Raw genomic sequence first — 18,927 nt, 5'->3', positions numbered from 1 at the left:
TTAGCCGGGTGACTCGTCGAACCAAGATCGTCTGTACCCTCGGCCCTGCAACCAACACCCAAGAGCGCATCACCGAGCTCGTCGAAAGCGGGATGAACGTCGCCCGCATGAACTTCAGCCACGGCACTCACGAGGACCATCGCGCCGTTTATCACGCGGTGCGCGAGGCCGCGAAGACCACCGGCAAGCCGGTGGGCATTCTCGCCGATCTCCAGGGCCCCAAGATCCGTCTCGGCTGGTTCGAGGACAACGGCCGCCCGAACGGCGCCGTCGACTGGAACACCGGCGAGACCGTCCGCATCACCGTCGACGACGTCGTGGGCGACCACGACCGGGTGTCGACCACCTACAAGCAGCTGGCCCAGGACGCGACGCCCGGCGACCGGCTGCTCGTGGACGACGGCAAGGTCGGCCTCGTCGTCGAAGGGGTGGACGGCAACGACGTGGTCTGCAAGGTCACCGAGGGCGGCACCGTCAGCAACCACAAGGGGCTGTCGCTGCCGGGCATGAACATCTCGGTGCCCGCGCTGAGCGAGAAGGACATCGCCGATCTGGAGTTCGCTCTAGAGCTGGGCGTGGACCTGATCGCGCTCTCGTTCGTCCGGAGCCCCGGCGACGTCGAGCTGGTGCACGAGATCATGGATCGTGTCGGTCACCGCGTGATGGTGGTGGCCAAGTTGGAGAAGCCGGAGGCCATCGACAACCTCGAGGCGATCGTGCTGGCCTTCGACGCCATCATGGTGGCGCGCGGGGATCTGGGCGTGGAGATGCCGCTCGAGCAGGTGCCGTTGGTGCAGAAGCGTGCCATCCAGATCGCCCGCGAGAACGCCAAGCCGGTGATCGTGGCCACCCAGATGCTGGACTCGATGATCGATAACTCGCGGCCGACGCGGGCGGAGACCTCCGACGTCGCCAACGCCGTGCTCGACGGCGCCGATGCGGTGATGCTGTCCGGGGAGACCTCGGTGGGCAAGTTCCCGTTCGAGACCGTCCGCACGATGAGTTCGATCGTCGTCGCCGCCGAGGAGAGCCGTCGAACCGTGCCCGACCTCAAGCACGTTCCGCGCACCCAGCGCGGGGTGCTGACGTTCGCCGCCCGCGACATCGGCGAACGGCTGAACGTCGCCGCGATCGCGGTCTTCACCGAGACCGGCGACAGCGCCCGGCGCATCGCACGCCTGCATTCGCGGCTCAAGCTGATGGCGTTCACCACGAGTGAACTGATCCGCAACCAGCTCGCGTTGAGCTGGGGCGTGGAGCCTTTCCTGGTGGGCCGGGCGTCCAGCACGGACGCGATGATCGACCAGCTCGATGCCTTCTGCGACGAGCACGGCGCAGTCAAGCGCGGCGGCGTCGTGGTGGTGGTCGCGGGCGCGCCGCCGCAGGTCCCCGGTTCCACCAACCTGCTGCACCTGCACCGGATCGGCGAACAGGACCACTGAGCGGCGACGGTACCTCCGCGGTGGCGTGAGCGCCGTCGCATAGGGTTGTGGGATGACGCGCAACCTGGACGAGCAGAACTCTCAGAACGCCGGTGATGTCCAAGGCGGTGACCTGGAGAAGCTGATCGCCCTCCTCGACATCGACCAGGTGGAGGACGATCTCTTCGTCGGTCAGCACCCGACCCAGAAGACTGCGCGCACGTTCGGCGGGCAGTTGCTCGGGCAGGGCGTGGTGGCCGCCGGGCGGACGCTGACCCGCGGCGCTCCGCCGGTTCACGCGCTGCATGCGCACTTCATCCGCGGCGGCGACGTGAGCCGCCCGATGGAGTACCGCGTCCAGCGTTTCCGCGACGGCAAGGCTTTCGCCAACCGGCAGGTCACCGCGATGCAGGGCGGCGAGGAGGTCTTCACCATGCTCGTGGCGTTCCAGGACAACAGCGCGGGACTGGAGCACGCGGTGGAGAGTCCGCTGGTGCCGTACCCGGAGGAACTGCCGCCGCTCGGCGAGCACTTCAAGGGCTATGAAGATCAGATCGCGCTCTTCGTCAACGCGCTGCATCCGATCGACATCCGTTTCGCGAACGACCCGACGTGGAAGGTCAAGAGCGCCGGCGAGACGCTCGAGCACAACCGCGTCTGGATGAAGGCCGACGGCGCGCTGCCGGACGATCCGCTGCTGCACGTCGCGGCCATGGCGTACGCGTCGGACACCACGGTGCTCGATTCGATCATCACCACCCACGGGCTGTCGTGGGGCATGGACCGGCTGTTCGCGGCCACGGTCAACCATTCGATGTGGTTCCACCGCGAGTTCCGGTTCGACGAGTGGATGCTCTACGCCACGGAGTCGCCGGTGGCCGCGGGCTCGCGCGGCATCGGCTCGGGACGGTTCTTCCTGCGCGACGGGCTGCTGGCGACGTCCGTCGTGCAGGAGGCGCTGATCAAGTACTTCCCGCCGCGCGGCTGACGACCGGACGAGAGGGGACACCACGGTGAGCGAGCCGCAGGATTCGGACACGGCGGCGGGCGGAACGGCTCCGGGGGCGCACCAGACCGAGCGGGCAACTCCGGTGGAGACCCGCCCGGACATGGCGTTCCCGCCGTCGACGCCCGACGCCGGGCGCGGGGTGCCGTTTCCGGCCGCCGCCGATCCGTACTCGGCGCTGCCGCCGGAGCCGCGAGTCCAGTACTTCCAGCCGCCTGGGCCGCCTCTGCCGCCGAGGGCGTGGCGACGGCATCTGCGCGCGTGGGTGTGGCCGGTCAGTGTGCTCGGCGGGATGCTGATGCTGGTGCTGGCCGTCGGAGCGCTGGTGCTCGGCATCTACGGCCAGCTGTACTTCACCGCGTCCGGATCGGTGCGAGCCGACTGTGCCACCGGCACGGCGGTCGCCGACAGCGAGGTCCGGGCCGGTTCCCCGGTGCGGCTCTACGACACGGCCACCGGCGACCTGGCCGCGGTCGGGGTCCTGCGCGGGATCGTCGAGTCCGCCGACGACCGCTGCGTGTTGCCTTTCACGATCGACGACGTCCGTTCGGCGGATGCCTTCCTCGTCGAAGTCGGTGGTCTGCCGCCGCAGCGGGTGACGCAGGACGAACTATCGAGCGGCGTGGTGATCGGATAGCGGTTCGACGGTGAGCCAGCGCGTCGTCGCGGCAGGTACGCGACGATGATCGTGACGCACGGGAACACCAGGGTGGCCAGATCCAGCGCCACCAGGTGGGGACCGTCGGCGAGGAAGCTCAGGCCCGGCGCGTCGTCGAGGTCGAGCATCGTCTCGAACGTCTTCGCTTCCAGCACGGTGACGAACGCCAGCACGGCCCCGATCGCGATCAGCACCCGGGCGCTCTTCCGACGCCGGATCAGGAGCACCGTCCCGACGGTGAGCACGACGGCGACGAGCGCCGATGCGATGCTCACCGCGGACAGCAGGGTGGCGTGGCGACCCCAACTCCGAGTCACCTCGGCGAAGGCCGGCGTGACCGAGTCCGGCGCCTGAACGTACGGCTGATAGACGACGATCTCCGGGAGGCTCACGAACACCCGGAAGAGGGCGGCGAGCGCACCGAGTGCCGCCAGGACCGCGGTGCAGATCGCGGTCCCGGCCGACTGCGGAACCACCACGACGGCCCCGGAACCACTCTGTGAGGCCCGGTCACGGTTCTGAGCGTGTCACGTGCGGAGCCGGTTCAGCGCAGCGGCCGGTCGACCGGGACGTTCACCCAGCTCGGGTTCTTCGGGTCGATCTCGATGAACTGCGGACCGAACCGGCTTGCCCACATGGTCGGGCCGAGCGGCACGGACTTGGGAGCGTTGAGCGAGTAGACGTCGATCCGGAGCCGGTCGCCGGGCTGCAGTGCGGCCTGGGTGGGTGTCATCGGGATGTCGATCGCGAGCGTCTGGCCCGGGCGGACCGGCTTGTACTTGTCCAGCGACAAGAATAGGAACGGATCGACGACGTCGCCGTTGGCGGCGAACTGGCTGCGCGCGGGATCGTACGCGCGCAGCGAGACCGCCAGTTGGCCCATGGAGACCACCGTCGAGCGGCCGTCCGGCTTCACCACGTTCACCGTCGCGTGCCAGTACCCGTCGGTCGCGGCGAGCCGCTGCACGAGGTGGATGCCGGGCCAGCCGGAGATCCGGGTGAGCTTCTTGACCGGCGCGGTGGTGAACGTCTGCGCCGCGACCTCGGCGATCCGGTTGTCCCGCCCGCAGAAGTCGAAGAAGGCGGTCACCCCGGCCGCGCCCTGGGCGCCGTCGCGGCCGCACAGGTTGCTCAGGCCCGGCTGGACCAGACGGGTGGCCCGCGCCGAGGGCTTGGCCGACGAGAGCGAACCGTCGCCGGCGACCGGGGTGTGCACCGAGCCCGACGGCCGGCCGCTCAGATACTGGCGCTGATGGGTGTATCCGGGCAACGGGAATCCGGGGCCCTGCAGAAAGTTGTCGACCGGCATGGAGGCCAGAGTCGCCGGCGAATACCGGTCGATCCCGTTGTCGATGCCCTTGAGCCACTTGTCGTACCAGGCACGTGCCAGCACGTTCATCTTCGGCGGAGCCCCGCGCGTGCCGAACTCGGCGCCGACGGTGACGTGATAGCCGTCGTCCATGATCAGCTTCTTCTTACTGTCCGGAAGCTGCTTCAGGCCGGTCAGCATCCGGGCCTCGCTGTTGGTGAACAGGTCGTTCCAGCCGCCGATCGTGAAGGTGGGCGTGGTGATCTTGCCGAGGTCTGTGTAGAGCGCCTTGCGGCGGTCGGTGCCCTCGGTGAGGAGCGCGCGGGCGTCGCCGCTGGTCTGCCCGGGGCGCTGCACCGTCAGGGCCTGAAGCATCACGTCGAAGAAGGTGAGCGGGTCCTTGGCTCGATCGCCCAGCCACTTCCAGTCGAAGGTGCCGTTGAGCATGGAGGCGACGTTCGGGATCATCTTCGCCGTGTTCACCGCGGCCAGCCAGAACGAGAGGAAGCCGGCGCCGACGCCGCCTCCGGGGGCGACGACGTCGCGGACGATGTCCGCTCCGGGCACCACCGGGAACACCGCGTCCAGCGCGCCGGGCCGGTCGGCAGCCGCCTGGAGCTGGTTGATGGCCGAGTACGACGCACCCGCCATGCCGATCTTGCCATTCGACCACCGCTGCTTGGATGCCCAGTCGATCACCTCCAGGGTGTCCTTGCGCTCGCGCGGCCCGAACACCTGCCAGGTGCCCTGGGAGAATCCGGTGCCGCGGACGTCGACCACCAGCATGTTGTAGCCGGAGCGGATCAGCTTCGGATCGTAGGAGAAGGTGTCGGTGAAGCCGCTGCGCAGTGAGCCGACGAGCTCGTTGTAGCCGGAGATCACGGTGCCCTGCAGGTTGATCGCGTTGAGCAACTGGATGAGCTGGGGGATCAGCACCGGGAAGTTGAGCACTTCGGCCGCCAGTGCACTGACCATTTTGGTGTACGGGGTCATGTTGACGATCGTCGGCAGTTCCTTGCCGACCGGGCGTCCGGACTTGTCAGTCGGCCGGATCAGGTTGCCGCGCAACACTGTTCCGTCGCTCATTCTGATCGGCACGTCCGGGGTCACCGAGTAGCCGGGGTACCGCTGCGGCCCTTCTGCCGTCCGCGTCCACTTGGCCCCGAGGGCGCCGAAGACCGCGGCTTCGGCGGGGGCCGCTGCCATCGGTGCGAGGCAGACGCCCGCGGCGACGAGCAGCGGTGTGAGGAACAGGGCGAGCGTCCGGCGAAGCCGGACGCGGACGGTGTGGATCATGTGACGAACAACTCCCCGAAGTCGTGATGTGATCGAGCTGTGAAATTACTGAGAAGTAACCTAGCGCACATGTGACACGGTGTCGACAGGGTTGTGTCATCGGGTCGAGCCGTCGAGCGCGGCGCGCGCTTCGCGGACGAGGGCGGGGTCGGTCACCTCCAGGCCGGCGTCGCCGCCGCCTCCGGGCCCGGCTCGTCCGGGATCGGCGACGACGGCCCTGGCCGACAGGTGCACCGCGTCGACCCCGATCTCGACCAGGCCGGGGATATCGCCGACGCGCACGCCGCCACCGGCCATCACCTGCACCCCGGTGTTCGCGTCGATCAGACGACGGAGGGTGTCCAGGCCCGCCGCTGTGCTCGCGGCGCCGCCGGAGGTCAGGACTCGATCGACCCCCAGCTCGGCGAGGACGTGCAGTGCGGCGACCGGGTCGGCGACGACGTCGAGGGCACGGTGGAAGGTCACCTCGAGGCCGCTGTCGCGTGCGGCGGCCAGCAGGCGGCGGCATGCCGGCACGTCGACGCGGCCGTCGGCATCGAGTGCGCCGATCACGACTCCGCTCGCACCGGCCGCGGCCGCCGCGACGACGTCCCCGGTGAGCGCGGTCAGTTCGGTCCGGCTGTAGACGAAGCCGCCCGGGCGGTTGCGCAGCAGAACGTGCACGTCGATGCCGGCCGCGGAGGCGCTCTTGACGGTCCCGGGCGAGGGCGTCAGGCCGCCGGTGACGCCCAGAGCGGTGCACAACTCGACGCGGTCCGCGCCGGCGGCCCGCGCGACCGCGGCGCCGGCCGCGTCCTGAACCGCGATCTCCAGCAGTGGTCGACGGTCGGTTCTCACGGTGCCATTCTGTCGGCGGATCGCCTCGCGTGGGAGAGATTCGGTGGGCGGTGTGCGCCCCGCGTGGAGGAATCCGTACACTCATCACCGCACCGACCACCAGCCCCGGTGGCGAAATTGGCAGACGCGCCGCACTCAAAATGCGGTCTCGAAAGGGGTGCCGGTTCGAGTCCGGCCCGGGGCACACGACAAGTTCGGGGCGCGCAGGTAGCCTGCGCGCCGCGACGGCAAACGACGGAAGTGGCAAGCGATGAGCGAATCCGGGTCCGGGACGGACCGGCCGCAGGCGCACCGGGTCGTCGTCGCCGAGGACGATTCGCTGATTCGCATGGATCTGTGCGAGATGCTGCGCGACGAGGGCTACGACGTGGTGGGTGAGGCGCCCAACGGTCAGGTCGCCGTCGACCTCACCGAGTCGGTGCGGCCGGACCTGGTGATCATGGACATCAAGATGCCGGTCCGCGACGGCATCGACGCCGCCAGCGAGATCGCGCGCAAGCGTCTCGCACCGGTCGTGATGCTCACCGCGTTCAGCCAGCGCGAGTTCGTCGAACGTGCCCGGGATGCCGGCGCGATGGCGTACCTGGTGAAGCCCTTCAACCAGTCCGATCTGGTACCCGCGATCGAGGTCGCCCTCAGTCGCTTCCGCGAGCTCAAGGCGCTCGAGGACGAGATCTCCGGCATGAACGAACGGTTCGAGGCGCGCAAATTGATCGAACGCGCCAAGGGCCTGCTGATGGAGAAGCAGGCGCTGACCGAACCCGAGGCGTTCCGCTGGATCCAGACCAACGCCATGGACCGTCGCGTCACCATGAAGGCGGTCGCGCAGGTCGTCGTCGAGACCCTGGGCGCCGAGGACGACGACGCTCGCAAACCCGACTGAGGGCGCGCGCACCCGACCGGACGATCTGCCTTCCGCCCGGTGCAGCCCTCGAAGCGGCGGGGGAGACCGTCGCCACCGGGCCGTGGTCACAGTCGTGTCGGTGCCCGTCACTAGACTGCTGACCGTGAGCCCCGCGAAGACATCGTCCAGCACTTCCACCCGCAGCAAGCCGGCCGCCAGACCGACGCTGATGCTGCTCGACGGCCATTCGCTGGCCTACCGGGCGTTCTTCGCGCTGCCGGCCGAGAACTTCCAGACCAACACCGGGCAGGCGACCAACGCCGTCTACGGATTCACCTCGATGCTGATCAACTTGCTGCGCGACGAGGACCCGACGCACATCGCGGCGGCGTTCGACGTCTCCCGCCAGACCTTCCGCTCGGAGATGTTCCCCGAGTACAAGGCGCAGCGGTCCAAGTCACCGGACGAGTTCCGCGGCCAGGTCGATCTGACCAAGGACGTGCTCGACGCGATGGGCATCCCGGTGATCGCCATCGAAGGCTACGAGGCCGACGACGTGATCGCCACCCTCGCCACGCGCGCGGACGCCGAGGGCTATCGGGTCCTCGTAGTCACCGGCGACCGCGACTCGCTGCAGCTGGTCAACGAGAACATCACCGTGCTGTACCCCAAGCGCGGCGTCTCCGAGCTCACCCGGTTCACGCCGGAGGAGGTCGAGAAGAAGTACGGCCTCACCCCGGCCCAGTATCCGGACTACGCGGCTTTGCGCGGCGATCCCAGTGACAACCTCCCCGGCATCCCGGGCGTGGGGGAGAAGACCGCGGCCAAGTGGATCCGCGAGTACGGCTCGTTCGAGGAACTGGTCGACCGCGCTGACGAGGTGCGCGGGAAGGTCGGTGATTCGCTGCGCGAGAACCTCGCCGCCGTCATCATGAACCGTCGCCTGACCGAGTTGGTCCGGGACATGGACCTGCCGACCGGACCGGACGACCTCGCCCTGCACGGCTGGGACCGCGACCGCATCCACCGATTGTTCGACGATCTCGAATTCAAGGTGCTGCGCGACCGTTTGTTCTCCACGCTCACCTCCGTGGAGCCCGAAGCGGACTCCGGATTCGAGGTCAGCGGCACCCGGCTCGGAACCGGCGAGGTCCGCGCCTGGCTCGACGACCACGCTCGCTCGGGCCGCAGCGGCCTGGCGGTGACCGGGCCCCAGCGCGTCTTCGGTTCGGAGGCCGTCGGGATCGCCGTCGCGGCCGCCGACGGGGAGGCCGCCTTCGTCGATCCGGTCACCCTGAGCCCCGACGACGACGCCGCGCTGGGCGAGTGGCTCGCCGCCGAGGACCGGCCCAAGGCGGTCCACGAGGTCAAGTGGGCGATCCACGCGCTGCGCGGCCGGGGGTGGACGCTGGCCGGTGTCACCTCGGACACCGCGCTGGCGGCGTATCTGGTCCGTCCTGGACAGCGCACGTTCAACCTCGACGACCTCGCCCTGCGTTACCTGCGCCGGGAGCTGAAGGCCGACACCGCAGGCGACGACGGCCAGCTGTCGCTGCTCGACGGCGAGGAGGACGAAAGCGCGGTGAGCAACCAGCTGATGCTGTCCGCGCAGGCTGTGGCCGAACTCGCCGACACCCTCGACGTCGAGTTGGAGCGGATCGACTCGGTGGCGCTGCTGCGGGACATGGAGCTTCCGCTGGCGTTCGTCCTGGCGGGCCTCGAGGCGGCGGGCATCGCCGTGGACCTCGATCACCTGGAGGGACTCGAGCGCGAGTTCGCGCAGCGGGTGCGCGATGCCGCGGAGTCGGCGTACGAGGTGATCGGCGAGCAGGTGAACCTCGGCTCGCCGAAGCAGCTGCAGGTGGTGCTGTTCGACAAGCTCGGCATGCCGAAGACCAAGAAGACAAAAACCGGGTACACCACGGACGCGGACGCGCTCGCGTCGCTGTACGAGAAGACCGAGCACCCCTTCCTGAAGTTCCTGCTGGAACACCGGGACGCGACCCGCCTGAAGGTCACCGTCGACGGTCTGCTCAAGTCGGTCGCCGACGATCAGCGCATCCACACCACCTTCAACCAGACGGTGGCGGCGACCGGACGGCTCTCGTCCACCGAACCGAATCTGCAGAACATCCCGGTCCGGACCGACGCAGGTCGGCAGATCCGCGGCGGCTTCGTCGTCGGCTCCGCCTCGTCGCCGGGTGGGACTGCCTCGTCGCTGGTTGAGCCTGTCGAAACCGCCACTTCGCCGGGCGGGACTGCCCCTTCGCCGGGTGGGACTGCCCCTTCGCTGGTTGAGCCTGTCGAAACCTACGAGTGCCTGATGACCGCGGACTACTCACAGATCGAGATGCGGATCATGGCGCACCTGTCGGGTGACGAGGGGCTGATCGAGGCCTTCAACTCGGGCGAAGACCTGCACAACTTCGTCGGCTCCCGGGCGTTCGGCGTGCCGATCGATCAGGTCGACGCGCAGCTGCGGCACCGGGTCAAGGCGATGTCGTACGGTCTCGCGTACGGGTTGAGCGCCTTCGGTCTGGCGGCCCAGCTCGGCATCAGCCGTGACGAGGCCCGCGATCAGATGGACCAGTACTTCGCACGCTTCGGCGGCGTCCGGGACTACCTTCACGAGGTGGTGGTGGAGGCTCGCCGCAAGGAGTACACCGAGACCATGTTCGGCCGGCGCCGATATCTGCCCGACCTGAACTCCGACAATTTCCAGCGCCGCCAGGCCGCCGAACGGATGGCGCTCAACGCGCCGATTCAGGGCACCGCCGCCGACATCATCAAGGTCGCCATGATCAAGGTGGCCGAGCGCATCGAGCGCGAAGAGCTCGCGTCGCGGATGCTGCTCCAGGTGCACGACGAGCTCGTCGTCGAGGTGGCGTCCGGCGAGCGCGAGCGGATCGAGGCGGTGGTCCGCGAAGAGATGGGTTCGGCGATCGAGTTGTCCGTGCCGCTGGACGTGTCGGTGGGCTTCGGCCGTTCCTGGGACGATGCGGCGCACTGAGCGGGTCTTCAGCCCCTTGAGCTTGTCGAAAGGAGCCAATCGATTGGTGTCGAGTTCTCCCAGCCCCTTGAGCTTGTCGAAAGGAGCCAATCGATTGGTGTCGAGTTCTCCCAGCCCCTTGAGCTTGTCGAAAGGAACCAACCGATTGGTGTCGAGTTCTCCCAGCCCCTTGAGCTTGTCGAAAGGAACCAACCGATTGGTGTCGAGTTCTCCCAGCCCCTTGAGCTTGTCGAAAGGAACCAACCGATTGGCGTCGAGTTCTCCCAGCCCCTTGAGCTTGTCGAAAGGAACCAAGATGCACCGTGACGAGCTGCGGATCGCCGTCCTCGAGGGCGACGGCATCGGGCCCGAAGTGGTGCCGGTCGCGGTGCGCGCGGCCGACCGTGCGCTCGCCGCACGCGGGATCACCGCGTCGTGGGACACACTGCCATACGGCGGCGCCGCGATCGTCTCGCACGGTTCACCCGTCCCGGACGAGACGCTCACCGCGCTCGCCGGTCACGACTTCCTGGTGGTCGGTCCCCACGACTCGTCGTCGTATCCGGCCGAGCACCGCACGCCCGCGCCCGGCGCGGTGATCCGCAAACACTTCGATCTGTATGCCAATCTTCGTCCGGCACGGGCGATTCCGCACGTGCCGGCGACGGCCCCGGACATCGACCTGCTGATCGTGCGGGAGAACAGCGAGGGTCTGTACGCCGACCGGAACATGGTGGTCGGCAGCGGTGAGTTCATGCCCACCCCCGACGTCGCGCTCGCCGTCGGGCTGGTGACCCGCGGGGCGTGCGAGCGGATCGCCGAGCGGGCGTTCGAGGCGGCCCGGTCCCGGCGCGGCCAGGTCACGGTGGTGCACAAGGCGAACGTCCTGAAACTGACGACGGGCCTCTTTCGGGACGTGTGTCTCGAAGTGGCGGAACGTTTTCCGGACGTTACCGTCGATCAGCAGCACGTCGACGCGATGGCGGCCCTGCTGGTGCGGCGTCCCGCCGACTTCGATGTGCTCGTGACCGAGAATCTCTTCGGCGACATCCTGTCCGACCTCGCCGCCGAACTGTCAGGATCGCTGGGGCTGGCGTCGTCGATCAACTGCTCGGACTCCCGCGTGATGGCGCAGGCGGTGCACGGTGCGGCGCCGGACATCGCCGGCCGCGACCTCGCCGATCCGATTGCCATGATCGACTCGGTGGCCGCGGCGCTGCAATGGTACGGTCGCCGCCACGACGATTCCCGGCTGACCGAGGCCGGTGCAGCCCTGCACGAATCGGTCGTCGCCACGGTCGCCGCCGGGATCCGCACCGCGGACCTCGGCGGTACGGCGACGACGGCCGAGTTCGGCAGACACCTCTGTTCAGTGCTGTAATTTCGTCTTCGCCGGTGGGGCCGATGTCACCGGCCGGGAAGAGGGTGGTTCGATTGCGGCGCCGACGGCTGCGAGCGCTCGGGGCGGTGCTGACCGTCCTCGCACTCCTGGGCATCACCGCGTGCACCAACGACGAGTCCTGGCTCGACGTGCAGCCCATCTCGGTGGACGTCGCGAAGCAGCCGGAGATCGCGGCGCTGGTGCCGCCGAAGATCGCCCAGAGCGGGGTGCTGCGGGTCGGCACCAATCCGCCCTACCAGCCCAATGAGTTCAAGGACAAGGACGGCCGGATCATCGGCTTCGACATCGATCTGATGAACGCGATCGGCCAGGTCCTGGGACTTCGGGTGGTGTACTTCGAGTCCGACTTCGACAAGATCATCCCGGCGATTCAGGCCGGAACCTACGACGCCGGGATCTCCTCGTTCACCGACACGCTCGACCGCGAGGAGCAGGTCGACTTCGTCACCTATTACCGCGCGGGCGTGCAGTGGGTGCAGCGGGCCGGCGACGACATCGACCCGGACGACGCGTGTGGGCGCCGCGTCGGCGTGCAGTCGACGACGGTCGAGGACACCGACGAGGTCCCCGCCAAGAGCGCGGCCTGCGTGGCCGCCGGGAAACCACCGATCGACAAGCAGAAGTTCGACGCCCAGGATCAAGCTGTCACCGCACTGTTGCTGGGCAAGATCGACGCCTTTTCGGCCGATTCGCCGGTGAGTGCGTACGCGGTGACGAAGACGGCCAAGATCGGTGAGCACCTGGAACTGGTCGGCCCGATCTATGACGCCGCACCTTACGGCATCCCGGTGCGCAAGGGGTCGGAGCTGGCCACGGCGATCAACCGGGCGGTGCAGTACCTGATCGACAACGGCTACTACCAGACCATCGCCGAGCACTGGGGCGTCGAAGCAGGCATGATCGACCTCTCGCAGATCAACGGAGCGACCGGATGACCGAACCGAAATCCCCAGACCACTCGTCGGCAGGTACGACGGCCCCGGATCGCCCCTCGCCGGATCCGATCAAGGCGGTGCCGTTGCGGCATCCCGGGCAGTGGATCGCCGCGGTCGTGATCCTGGTGCTCGCCGGGCTCTTCGTCTACGGCGCCGCCACCAACGAGGCCTACCGCTGGAACACCTACTTCGATTACCTCTTCGACACGCGGATCATCGAAGCCGCCGGGTGGACGCTGGCCCTGACCGCCTGCGCGATGGTCCTCGGTGTGGTGCTGGGTGTGCTGCTGGCCGTGATGCGGCTCTCGCCGAACCCTGTCCTGCGGTCGGTGGCGTGGGTGTACCTGTGGATCTTCCGGGGCACACCGGTGTATGTGCAGCTGGTGCTGTGGGGCCTGTTCGGGTCGATCTACAAGCAGATCGACCTCGGAATCCCCTTCGGCCCGCAGTTCTTCCACATCGACGTTCAATCGATGAACGCCGCGTTCCTGTTCGCGATCATCGGTCTCGGCCTCAACGAGGCGGCGTACATGGCCGAGATCGTGCGCGCCGGCATCACGTCGGTCAACGAAGGACAGACGGAGGCGTCGGTCGCTCTGGGCATGACGTGGGCGCAGACCATGCGCCGCGTGGTGCTTCCGCAGGCGATGCGGGTGATCATCCCGCCGACCGGCAACGAACTGATCAGCATGCTGAAGACGACGTCGCTGGTCACCGCCATACCCTTCTCGCTGGAGCTGTACGGACGCTCGCGGGACATCGCGAGTCTGAACTTCCAGCCGATCCCGATGCTGCTGGTCGCGTCGACGTGGTATCTGGCGATCACCAGCGTTCTGATGGTCGGCCAGCACTATCTGGAGAAGTACTACTCGAAGGGTGCCAGCCGGATGCTCAGCGATCGACAGCTCGAGGACCTGGCGCAGGCCGAGACGCTGGAGGGCGGCCGATGAGCGCGCCGGGTTCCGGACGAGCGTCGATGGTCGTCGCCGAGGACGTCTGCAAGAGCTTCGGCGCGCTGCAGGTGCTGCGCGGCATTTCGCTGGAGGTCGGACACGGCGAGGTGGCGTGCTTGATCGGACCGTCGGGCTCGGGCAAATCGACCTTCTTGCGCTGCGTCAACCACCTGGAGAAGGTCAACGCCGGCCGGCTGCGGGTCGACGGCGAACTGATCGGCTACCGCGAGCGCGGCAACAAGCTCTACGAGATGAGTCCGCGCGATGCGGCCAAGCAGCGCCGCGACATCGGCATGGTCTTCCAGCACTTCAACCTGTTCCCGCACCGCACCGTGCTGGCGAACGTCATCGAGGCGCCGATGCTCGTGAAGGGTCAGTCGCGCGACGAGGCGGTGGCGCGTGCGGAGGACCTCCTCGATAAAGTCGGTCTGGCCAGCAAGGCCGATGCCTATCCGGCCCAGCTCTCCGGGGGCCAGCAGCAGCGAGTCGCGATCGCCCGGGCGCTGGCCATGGACCCGAAGCTGATGCTCTTCGACGAGCCGACCTCGGCCCTGGACCCGGAGCTGGTGGGCGACGTCCTGGCCGTCATGCGCGACCTCGCGCAAGCCGGCATGACGATGCTCGTGGTGACCCACGAGATGGGCTTCGCGCGGGAGGTCGCCGACCAGCTGGTCTTCATGGCCGACGGCGTCGTCGTCGAACGCGGGAATCCGCGCGAGATGCTGGAGAACCCCCGGCACGAGCGCACCCAGACCTTTCTGTCCAAGCTGCTTTGACCGCGCTCTGGGCGATTGGTATTTTCCCAACGCCCGCGTAGCCTGGAGTCATGGACGCCACCACTCTCGAAATCGGACAGCGGATTCGTGGTCTCACGCCAGCAGGCATGAGCCAAGCTGTGCTTGCCAAGAAGGTGGCTATGACGCCGGATGCGTTGTCCCGCGCTCTCAACGGTCATCGCGGTTTCTCCCCCCTGGAGCTGGTCAGGTTCGCGGAGCTGTTCGGCGTCGACATGCACTGGCTCGCTACAGGTCGGCGCGACCCACATCGGCTGCAGGTTGCTGCGCGTCATGATTGGGATCATGACACGCAAAAACGGGTGAATCCCGGACGTGCGAGTGACGAGGGGCTGGTGAACCGAGTGGTTGAGGCCTATCGCGCTGCGTACCCGAAGAACCATACGAGCGCAGGGTCCGAGGGAATGGGCGCCAGTGCCCGGATCGCGACCGATGCGGCGGGTGTCGCCACAGCTCTCGGTGAGGATTTCGTTCGTCCGTTCGCCGATAGGATCGAGGCGGTCTTCGGTGTTGACGTTGTGCGCATCCCCGGCCTGTCCACCGCGTATTCGCTGACCATCGGCGAGCGGGGAGTGATCATCCTGCCGACGGAGGCGTACTGGTATCGGAGCAATTGGTCTCTCGCCCACGAACTCGGGCACCTCGCGCTGAAACACCACGATGCTGATCAGTCGGAGGATACGTATCAGGAGAATGAGCGTCAGGCAGACCTCTTCGCGGCAGATCTGCTTCTGCCTCGCTCGCTGATGAGGGGGCTGGACTGGTCGGCAGCGGACGAACCTGATGTGGCCCAGTTCGTCTGGGAGCACGGCGTATCGACAGCTGCACTCAAACGACGTCTCGCGTACCTGAGAATCGACCAGTCGCCGGCTGTCGTGGCTGCAGTCGGCATGTCTACGCCGTCCTTGGTCCGCCGGTACTTCTCTGCGCAGGAGAAGGCCGAACGGGAACGTGACGCCGCGTCTCGACGCTTCCCGGTACGGCTCATCGCTGAACTGGGTGAACGGGTTGAGGACGGTCGGGCCGGTCCCGCTGCGTTGGCCTGGGTTCTGGATGTGGCGGTCGAGGAAGTCGTCGTGGACGAGAGTGCGGTCGAAGCGCGACTGGACAGGCTCACACGTCCGGATTTCGGTGACGGCGAGGAACTGGACTGGCCGACAGCCGTGGTGTCGTGATCGAAGAGTTCGAGACGATTGAATGGGCACGCCTGGATACGAAGCGACAGGCGAAGTGTCTTGCCGGCTTCTCCTGCACTATGCCGGAGACCCGAGATCTCCGACCGCAGGAGGTGGAGGCCGAGAAGATCATCAGGCGTTGCGCGACCACGCTCCCCCAATCGGCATTCGTGGTCGTAGGGTACTGCAACGCCGAGCTGGTCGCGGCTGCGGTGCTTGAGGTGATGTTGCGTACGGAGGTTCTGGAGGTGTTCGTCCAGAGTGTTGGTGTGGCGCCGGCGTATCGGCGTCGCGGTGGCCGCATGGCGGATCGGCTGATCGAGGAGCTCTACGGACGAGTCCGCGACGAAGCGAACGCCCATGGCTGTGCACAGGCTCAGGTCTGGGGCAAGATCCATGTCGACAACATCGGGAGTCTCGGATTGGCAGATCGTCTCGATGGCGTCGCACCGCTCCGGGGTCCGAGTGCCGAGGGATATCAGCCCTTCGGAGTGAGGCTCCTCGTCTGACTACCGTCGGGCTTGCGGCACACGAAGATCGCGGTGCCGGGGAAGAAGGCTCCGCGCAGGGGAGACCACTGGCCCCACTCGGCGTCGAGATCGTCGGGCCACTCCGGTTCGACGACGTCGTCGACGATCAGTCCGGCCGCGACGATCTCCCGGATCCGGTCGCCCATGGTGCGATGGTGCTCGACATAGGTGACGCTTCCGTCGTCGTCGGTCTCCGAATACGGAGTGCGGTCGAAATAGGAGAGCTGCACGCGCAGTCCCTCCGGTCCCGGATCGTCGAGGAACATCCAGCGCATCGGGTGATTGGTGGCGAACACCCAACGCCCGCCGGGGCGCAGCACGCGGGCCGCTTCGCGCATCGCGCGGGCGGAGTCGGCGACGAACGGGATCGCGCCGAACGCGGAACAGGCGATGTCGAAGGACTCGTCGGCGAAGGGCAGGTGTTCGGCCCCGGCGAGCACCAGGGGAACGCGCCGGTCGTCGTTCGTCATCGCTCGCAGCGCGTGAGCGAGCATTCCCGCCGAGACGTCCAATCCGACGACGCGCGCGCCTCGCGCGGCCAGCCAGCGTGCACAAGGGGCAGAGCCGCAACCGATTTCGAGGACGTCCAGACCGTCGACGTCCCCGAGTAGACCGACTTCCTCCTCCCGGAGCCGCTCCGGCCCCCACACGAAGTCACCGCCCGGGACGTGGTTCCCGAGGAACGTCCCGTGCTCGGCCTGATAGTCGTCGGCCTCGCCGTCCCACCACGAGCGGTTCGCGGCCTCGCTGGTAGCGGAGTCGATGGGGCCGAGGACGCGCGGGGGCCGAGGGGAGTGAGCCGTCATGGTCTGTAGAGCGTACTGTCGCCGGCGGGACCCGGGTCCGACGACCGCGGCCCGTTTGTGCAGCGCAGACGCGGTGGAGTAGCCTGGACACGCGTGTGCGCGATGCACGCGTTCCCGGCGTCGCACGCCACCCCTCGGGGAGCGGTCGCGAAGCCGGACCAGAAAACCGGCAGAACCCCGCTCGACCAGCACGAATGTGTTCCGGGAAGGGCGTCAGGCGAAGCCGTCCACTACTACCTACCTGTCCGGAGCAACTCAACACATGTCGTCCCCCACGATCACCTCGCCGCAAGTAGCCGTCAATGACATCGGCTCGGCTGAGGACTTCCTCGCCGCCATCGACTCCACGATCAAGTACTTCAACGATGGCGACATCGTCGAAGGCACCATCGTGAAGGTCGATCGCGACGAGGTTCTGCTTGACATCGGCTACAAGACCGAGGGCGTCATCCCCTCGCGTGAGCTGTCGATCAAGCACGATGTCGACCCGAGCGAAGTCGTCGAGGTCGGCGACGAGGTCGAAGCCCTTGTTCTCACCAAGGAGGACAAGGAAGGCCGCCTCATTCTGTCGAAGAAGCGCGCTCAGTACGAGCGGGCCTGGGGCACCATCGAGGAGCTCAAGGAGCGCGACGAGGCCGTCAAGGGCACCGTCATCGAGGTCGTCAAGGGCGGCCTGATCCTGGACATCGGCCTGCGCGGCTTCCTCCCGGCTTCGCTGGTGGAGATGCGTCGCGTCCGCGACCTGCAGCCGTACATCGGCAAGGAGGTCGAGGCCAAGATCATCGAGCTCGACAAGAACCGCAACAACGTGGTCCTGTCGCGCCGTGCGTGGCTCGAGCAGACGCAGTCCGAGGTCCGCAGCGAGTTCCTCAACAAGCTGGCCAAGGGTCAGGTCCGCAAGGGCGTCGTCAGCTCGATCGTCAACTTCGGCGCATTCGTCGACCTCGGCGGCGTCGACGGCCTGGTGCACGTCTCGGAGCTGTCCTGGAAGCACATCGACCACCCCTCCGAGGTCGTGGCCGTGGGCGACGAGGTCACCGTCGAGGTGCTCGACGTCGACATGGACCGCGAGCGCGTCTCGCTCTCGCTCAAGGCGACTCAGGAAGACCCGTGGCGCCAGTTCGCCCGCACCCACGCGATCGGCCAGATCGTGCCGGGCAAGGTCACCAAGCTCGTGCCGTTCGGCGCCTTCGTGCGCGTCGAGGAGGGCATCGAGGGCCTGGTGCACATCTCGGAGCTGGCCGAGCGTCACGTCGAGGTGCCGGACCAGGTCGTGGCCGTGGGCGACGACGCGATGGTCAAGGTCATCGACATCGACCTGGAGCGCCGCCGGATCTCGCTGTCGCTGAAGCAGGCCAACGAGGACTACACCGAGGAGTTCGACCCGTCGAAGTACGGCATGGCCGACAGCTACGACGAGCAGGGCAACTACATCTTCCCCGAGGGCTTCGACGCCGAGACCAACGAGTGGCTCGAGGGCTACGACACTCAGCGTGAGGAGTGGGAGGGCCGCTACGCCGAGGCGGAGCGCCGTCACAAGATGCACACCGCTCAGATGGAGAAGTTCGCCGCCGCGGCCGCCGAGGCCGAGAACGCCGGCGACTACTCCAGCTCGACCGGTTCGGCCGCGTCCTCGTCGTCGAGCAGCAGCTCATCGTCGAGCGGCGCCGCTTCGACCGGTGGCTCGCTGGCCAGCGACGAGCAGCTCGCCGCGCTGCGGGAGAAGCTGACCGGCAACTCCTGACCGGCGTTCTTGCTCCCTGAGTGACGTTCTCGCTCCCTGAGTGACGTTCTCGCTCCCTGAGTGACGTTCTCGCTCCCTGAGTGACGTTCTTGCTCCCTGAGCTAGTCGAAGGGCAACGACGAACCCCCGTTCTCACCGAACGGGGGTTCGTCGCATCGTTCCGGGTCTCGATACGCCGACTCACTCCGGGTCTCGATACGCCGACTCACTCCGTTCGTCGGCTACTCG

Annotated in this window: 15 protein-coding genes and 1 tRNA gene; 12 read left to right on the top strand and 4 right to left on the bottom strand. The window is 67.5% G+C overall.

What is annotated here, in order from left to right; translation table 11 throughout:
- Positions 1 to 8: 8 nt before the first annotated feature.
- Both pyk and C6V83_RS12380 read left to right on the top strand, forming a co-directional pair.
- Entirely contained in the window at positions 9 to 1,442 is a 1,434-nt protein-coding gene (gene pyk / locus C6V83_RS12385; protein ID WP_105942649.1) for a pyruvate kinase, read from the top strand.
- A 52-nt stretch (positions 1,443 to 1,494) separates the two neighbouring features.
- Positions 1,495 to 2,409, top strand: a complete 915-nt coding sequence (locus tag C6V83_RS12380; protein WP_105942648.1) for an acyl-CoA thioesterase — start codon at positions 1,495 to 1,497, stop codon at positions 2,407 to 2,409.
- Between the two features lie 459 nt (positions 2,410 to 2,868).
- On the opposite strand, the gene C6V83_RS12375 is transcribed toward C6V83_RS12380, so the two are convergent.
- From C6V83_RS12375 to C6V83_RS12365, 3 genes are all read right to left on the bottom strand, one after another.
- Positions 2,869 to 3,564, bottom strand: a complete 696-nt coding sequence (locus C6V83_RS12375; protein WP_105942647.1) for a hypothetical protein — start codon at positions 3,562 to 3,564, stop codon at positions 2,869 to 2,871.
- 65 nt (positions 3,565 to 3,629) lie between these two features.
- Positions 3,630 to 5,690, bottom strand: a complete 2,061-nt coding sequence (locus tag C6V83_RS12370) for a CocE/NonD family hydrolase (RefSeq protein ID WP_105942646.1) — start codon at positions 5,688 to 5,690, stop codon at positions 3,630 to 3,632.
- A 96-nt stretch (positions 5,691 to 5,786) separates the two neighbouring features.
- Positions 5,787 to 6,527 (bottom strand): copper homeostasis protein CutC, encoded by a 741-nt coding sequence (locus tag C6V83_RS12365; protein WP_199832510.1) that lies wholly within the window; start codon positions 6,525 to 6,527, stop codon positions 5,787 to 5,789.
- Positions 6,528 to 6,629: 102 nt separating this feature from the next.
- On the opposite strand from C6V83_RS12365, the gene C6V83_RS12360 reads away from it, so the two are divergent.
- The 9 genes from C6V83_RS12360 (at position 6,630) to C6V83_RS12320 (ending at position 16,128) form a co-directional block, all read left to right on the top strand.
- A tRNA-Leu gene (locus C6V83_RS12360) sits at positions 6,630 to 6,711 on the top strand.
- Between the two features lie 66 nt (positions 6,712 to 6,777).
- A complete protein-coding gene (locus tag C6V83_RS12355; protein WP_105942645.1) occupies positions 6,778 to 7,410 on the top strand; it encodes an ANTAR domain-containing response regulator in 633 nt (210 codons plus the stop codon).
- Positions 7,411 to 7,534: 124 nt separating this feature from the next.
- On the top strand, positions 7,535 to 10,381 hold the full coding sequence (polA, locus tag C6V83_RS12350; RefSeq protein ID WP_105943916.1) for a DNA polymerase I: 2,847 nt from the start codon (positions 7,535 to 7,537) through the stop codon (positions 10,379 to 10,381).
- Between the two features lie 295 nt (positions 10,382 to 10,676).
- Entirely contained in the window at positions 10,677 to 11,741 is a 1,065-nt protein-coding gene (locus C6V83_RS12345; RefSeq protein WP_105942644.1) for an isocitrate/isopropylmalate dehydrogenase family protein, read from the top strand.
- A gap of 23 nt (positions 11,742 to 11,764) precedes the next feature.
- Complete coding sequence (locus C6V83_RS12340) at positions 11,765 to 12,697, top strand: ABC transporter substrate-binding protein (protein WP_105942643.1); 933 nt, start codon at positions 11,765 to 11,767, stop codon at positions 12,695 to 12,697.
- Entirely contained in the window at positions 12,694 to 13,647 is a 954-nt protein-coding gene (locus C6V83_RS12335) for an amino acid ABC transporter permease (protein WP_105942642.1), read from the top strand. The genes C6V83_RS12340 and C6V83_RS12335 overlap by 4 nt, the downstream gene beginning before the upstream one ends.
- Before the next feature lie 26 nt (positions 13,648 to 13,673).
- A complete protein-coding gene (locus C6V83_RS12330; protein ID WP_105942641.1) occupies positions 13,674 to 14,426 on the top strand; it encodes an amino acid ABC transporter ATP-binding protein in 753 nt (250 codons plus the stop codon).
- A gap of 50 nt (positions 14,427 to 14,476) precedes the next feature.
- Positions 14,477 to 15,619 carry a helix-turn-helix domain-containing protein gene (locus C6V83_RS12325; RefSeq protein WP_105942640.1) on the top strand — a complete coding sequence of 381 codons (1,143 nt, stop codon included), beginning with the start codon at positions 14,477 to 14,479 and terminating at the stop codon, positions 15,617 to 15,619.
- Positions 15,616 to 16,128 carry a GNAT family protein gene (locus tag C6V83_RS12320; protein ID WP_105942639.1) on the top strand — a complete coding sequence of 171 codons (513 nt, stop codon included), beginning with the start codon at positions 15,616 to 15,618 and terminating at the stop codon, positions 16,126 to 16,128. Before C6V83_RS12325 ends, C6V83_RS12320 begins: the two co-directional genes overlap by 4 nt.
- Here the strand turns inward: C6V83_RS12320 and C6V83_RS12315 are convergent.
- Entirely contained in the window at positions 16,098 to 16,955 is an 858-nt protein-coding gene (locus C6V83_RS12315) for a class I SAM-dependent methyltransferase (protein WP_105942638.1), read from the bottom strand. The two genes, C6V83_RS12320 and C6V83_RS12315, sit on opposite strands and share 31 nt — an antisense overlap.
- 262 nt (positions 16,956 to 17,217) lie before the next feature.
- On the opposite strand from C6V83_RS12315, the gene rpsA reads away from it, so the two are divergent.
- The gene (rpsA, locus tag C6V83_RS12310) at positions 17,218 to 18,699 is read left to right on the top strand and encodes a 30S ribosomal protein S1 (protein WP_105942637.1); all 1,482 of its coding nucleotides are present in this window, start codon (positions 17,218 to 17,220) and stop codon (positions 18,697 to 18,699) included.
- Positions 18,700 to 18,927 lie beyond the last annotated feature (228 nt).

Source organism: Gordonia iterans, from assembly GCF_002993285.1.
GTDB lineage: Bacteria > Actinomycetota > Actinomycetes > Mycobacteriales > Mycobacteriaceae > Gordonia > Gordonia iterans.
Note: the sequence above shows the minus strand (reverse complement) of the source record. Positions and strands in the feature narration are given on the sequence as shown.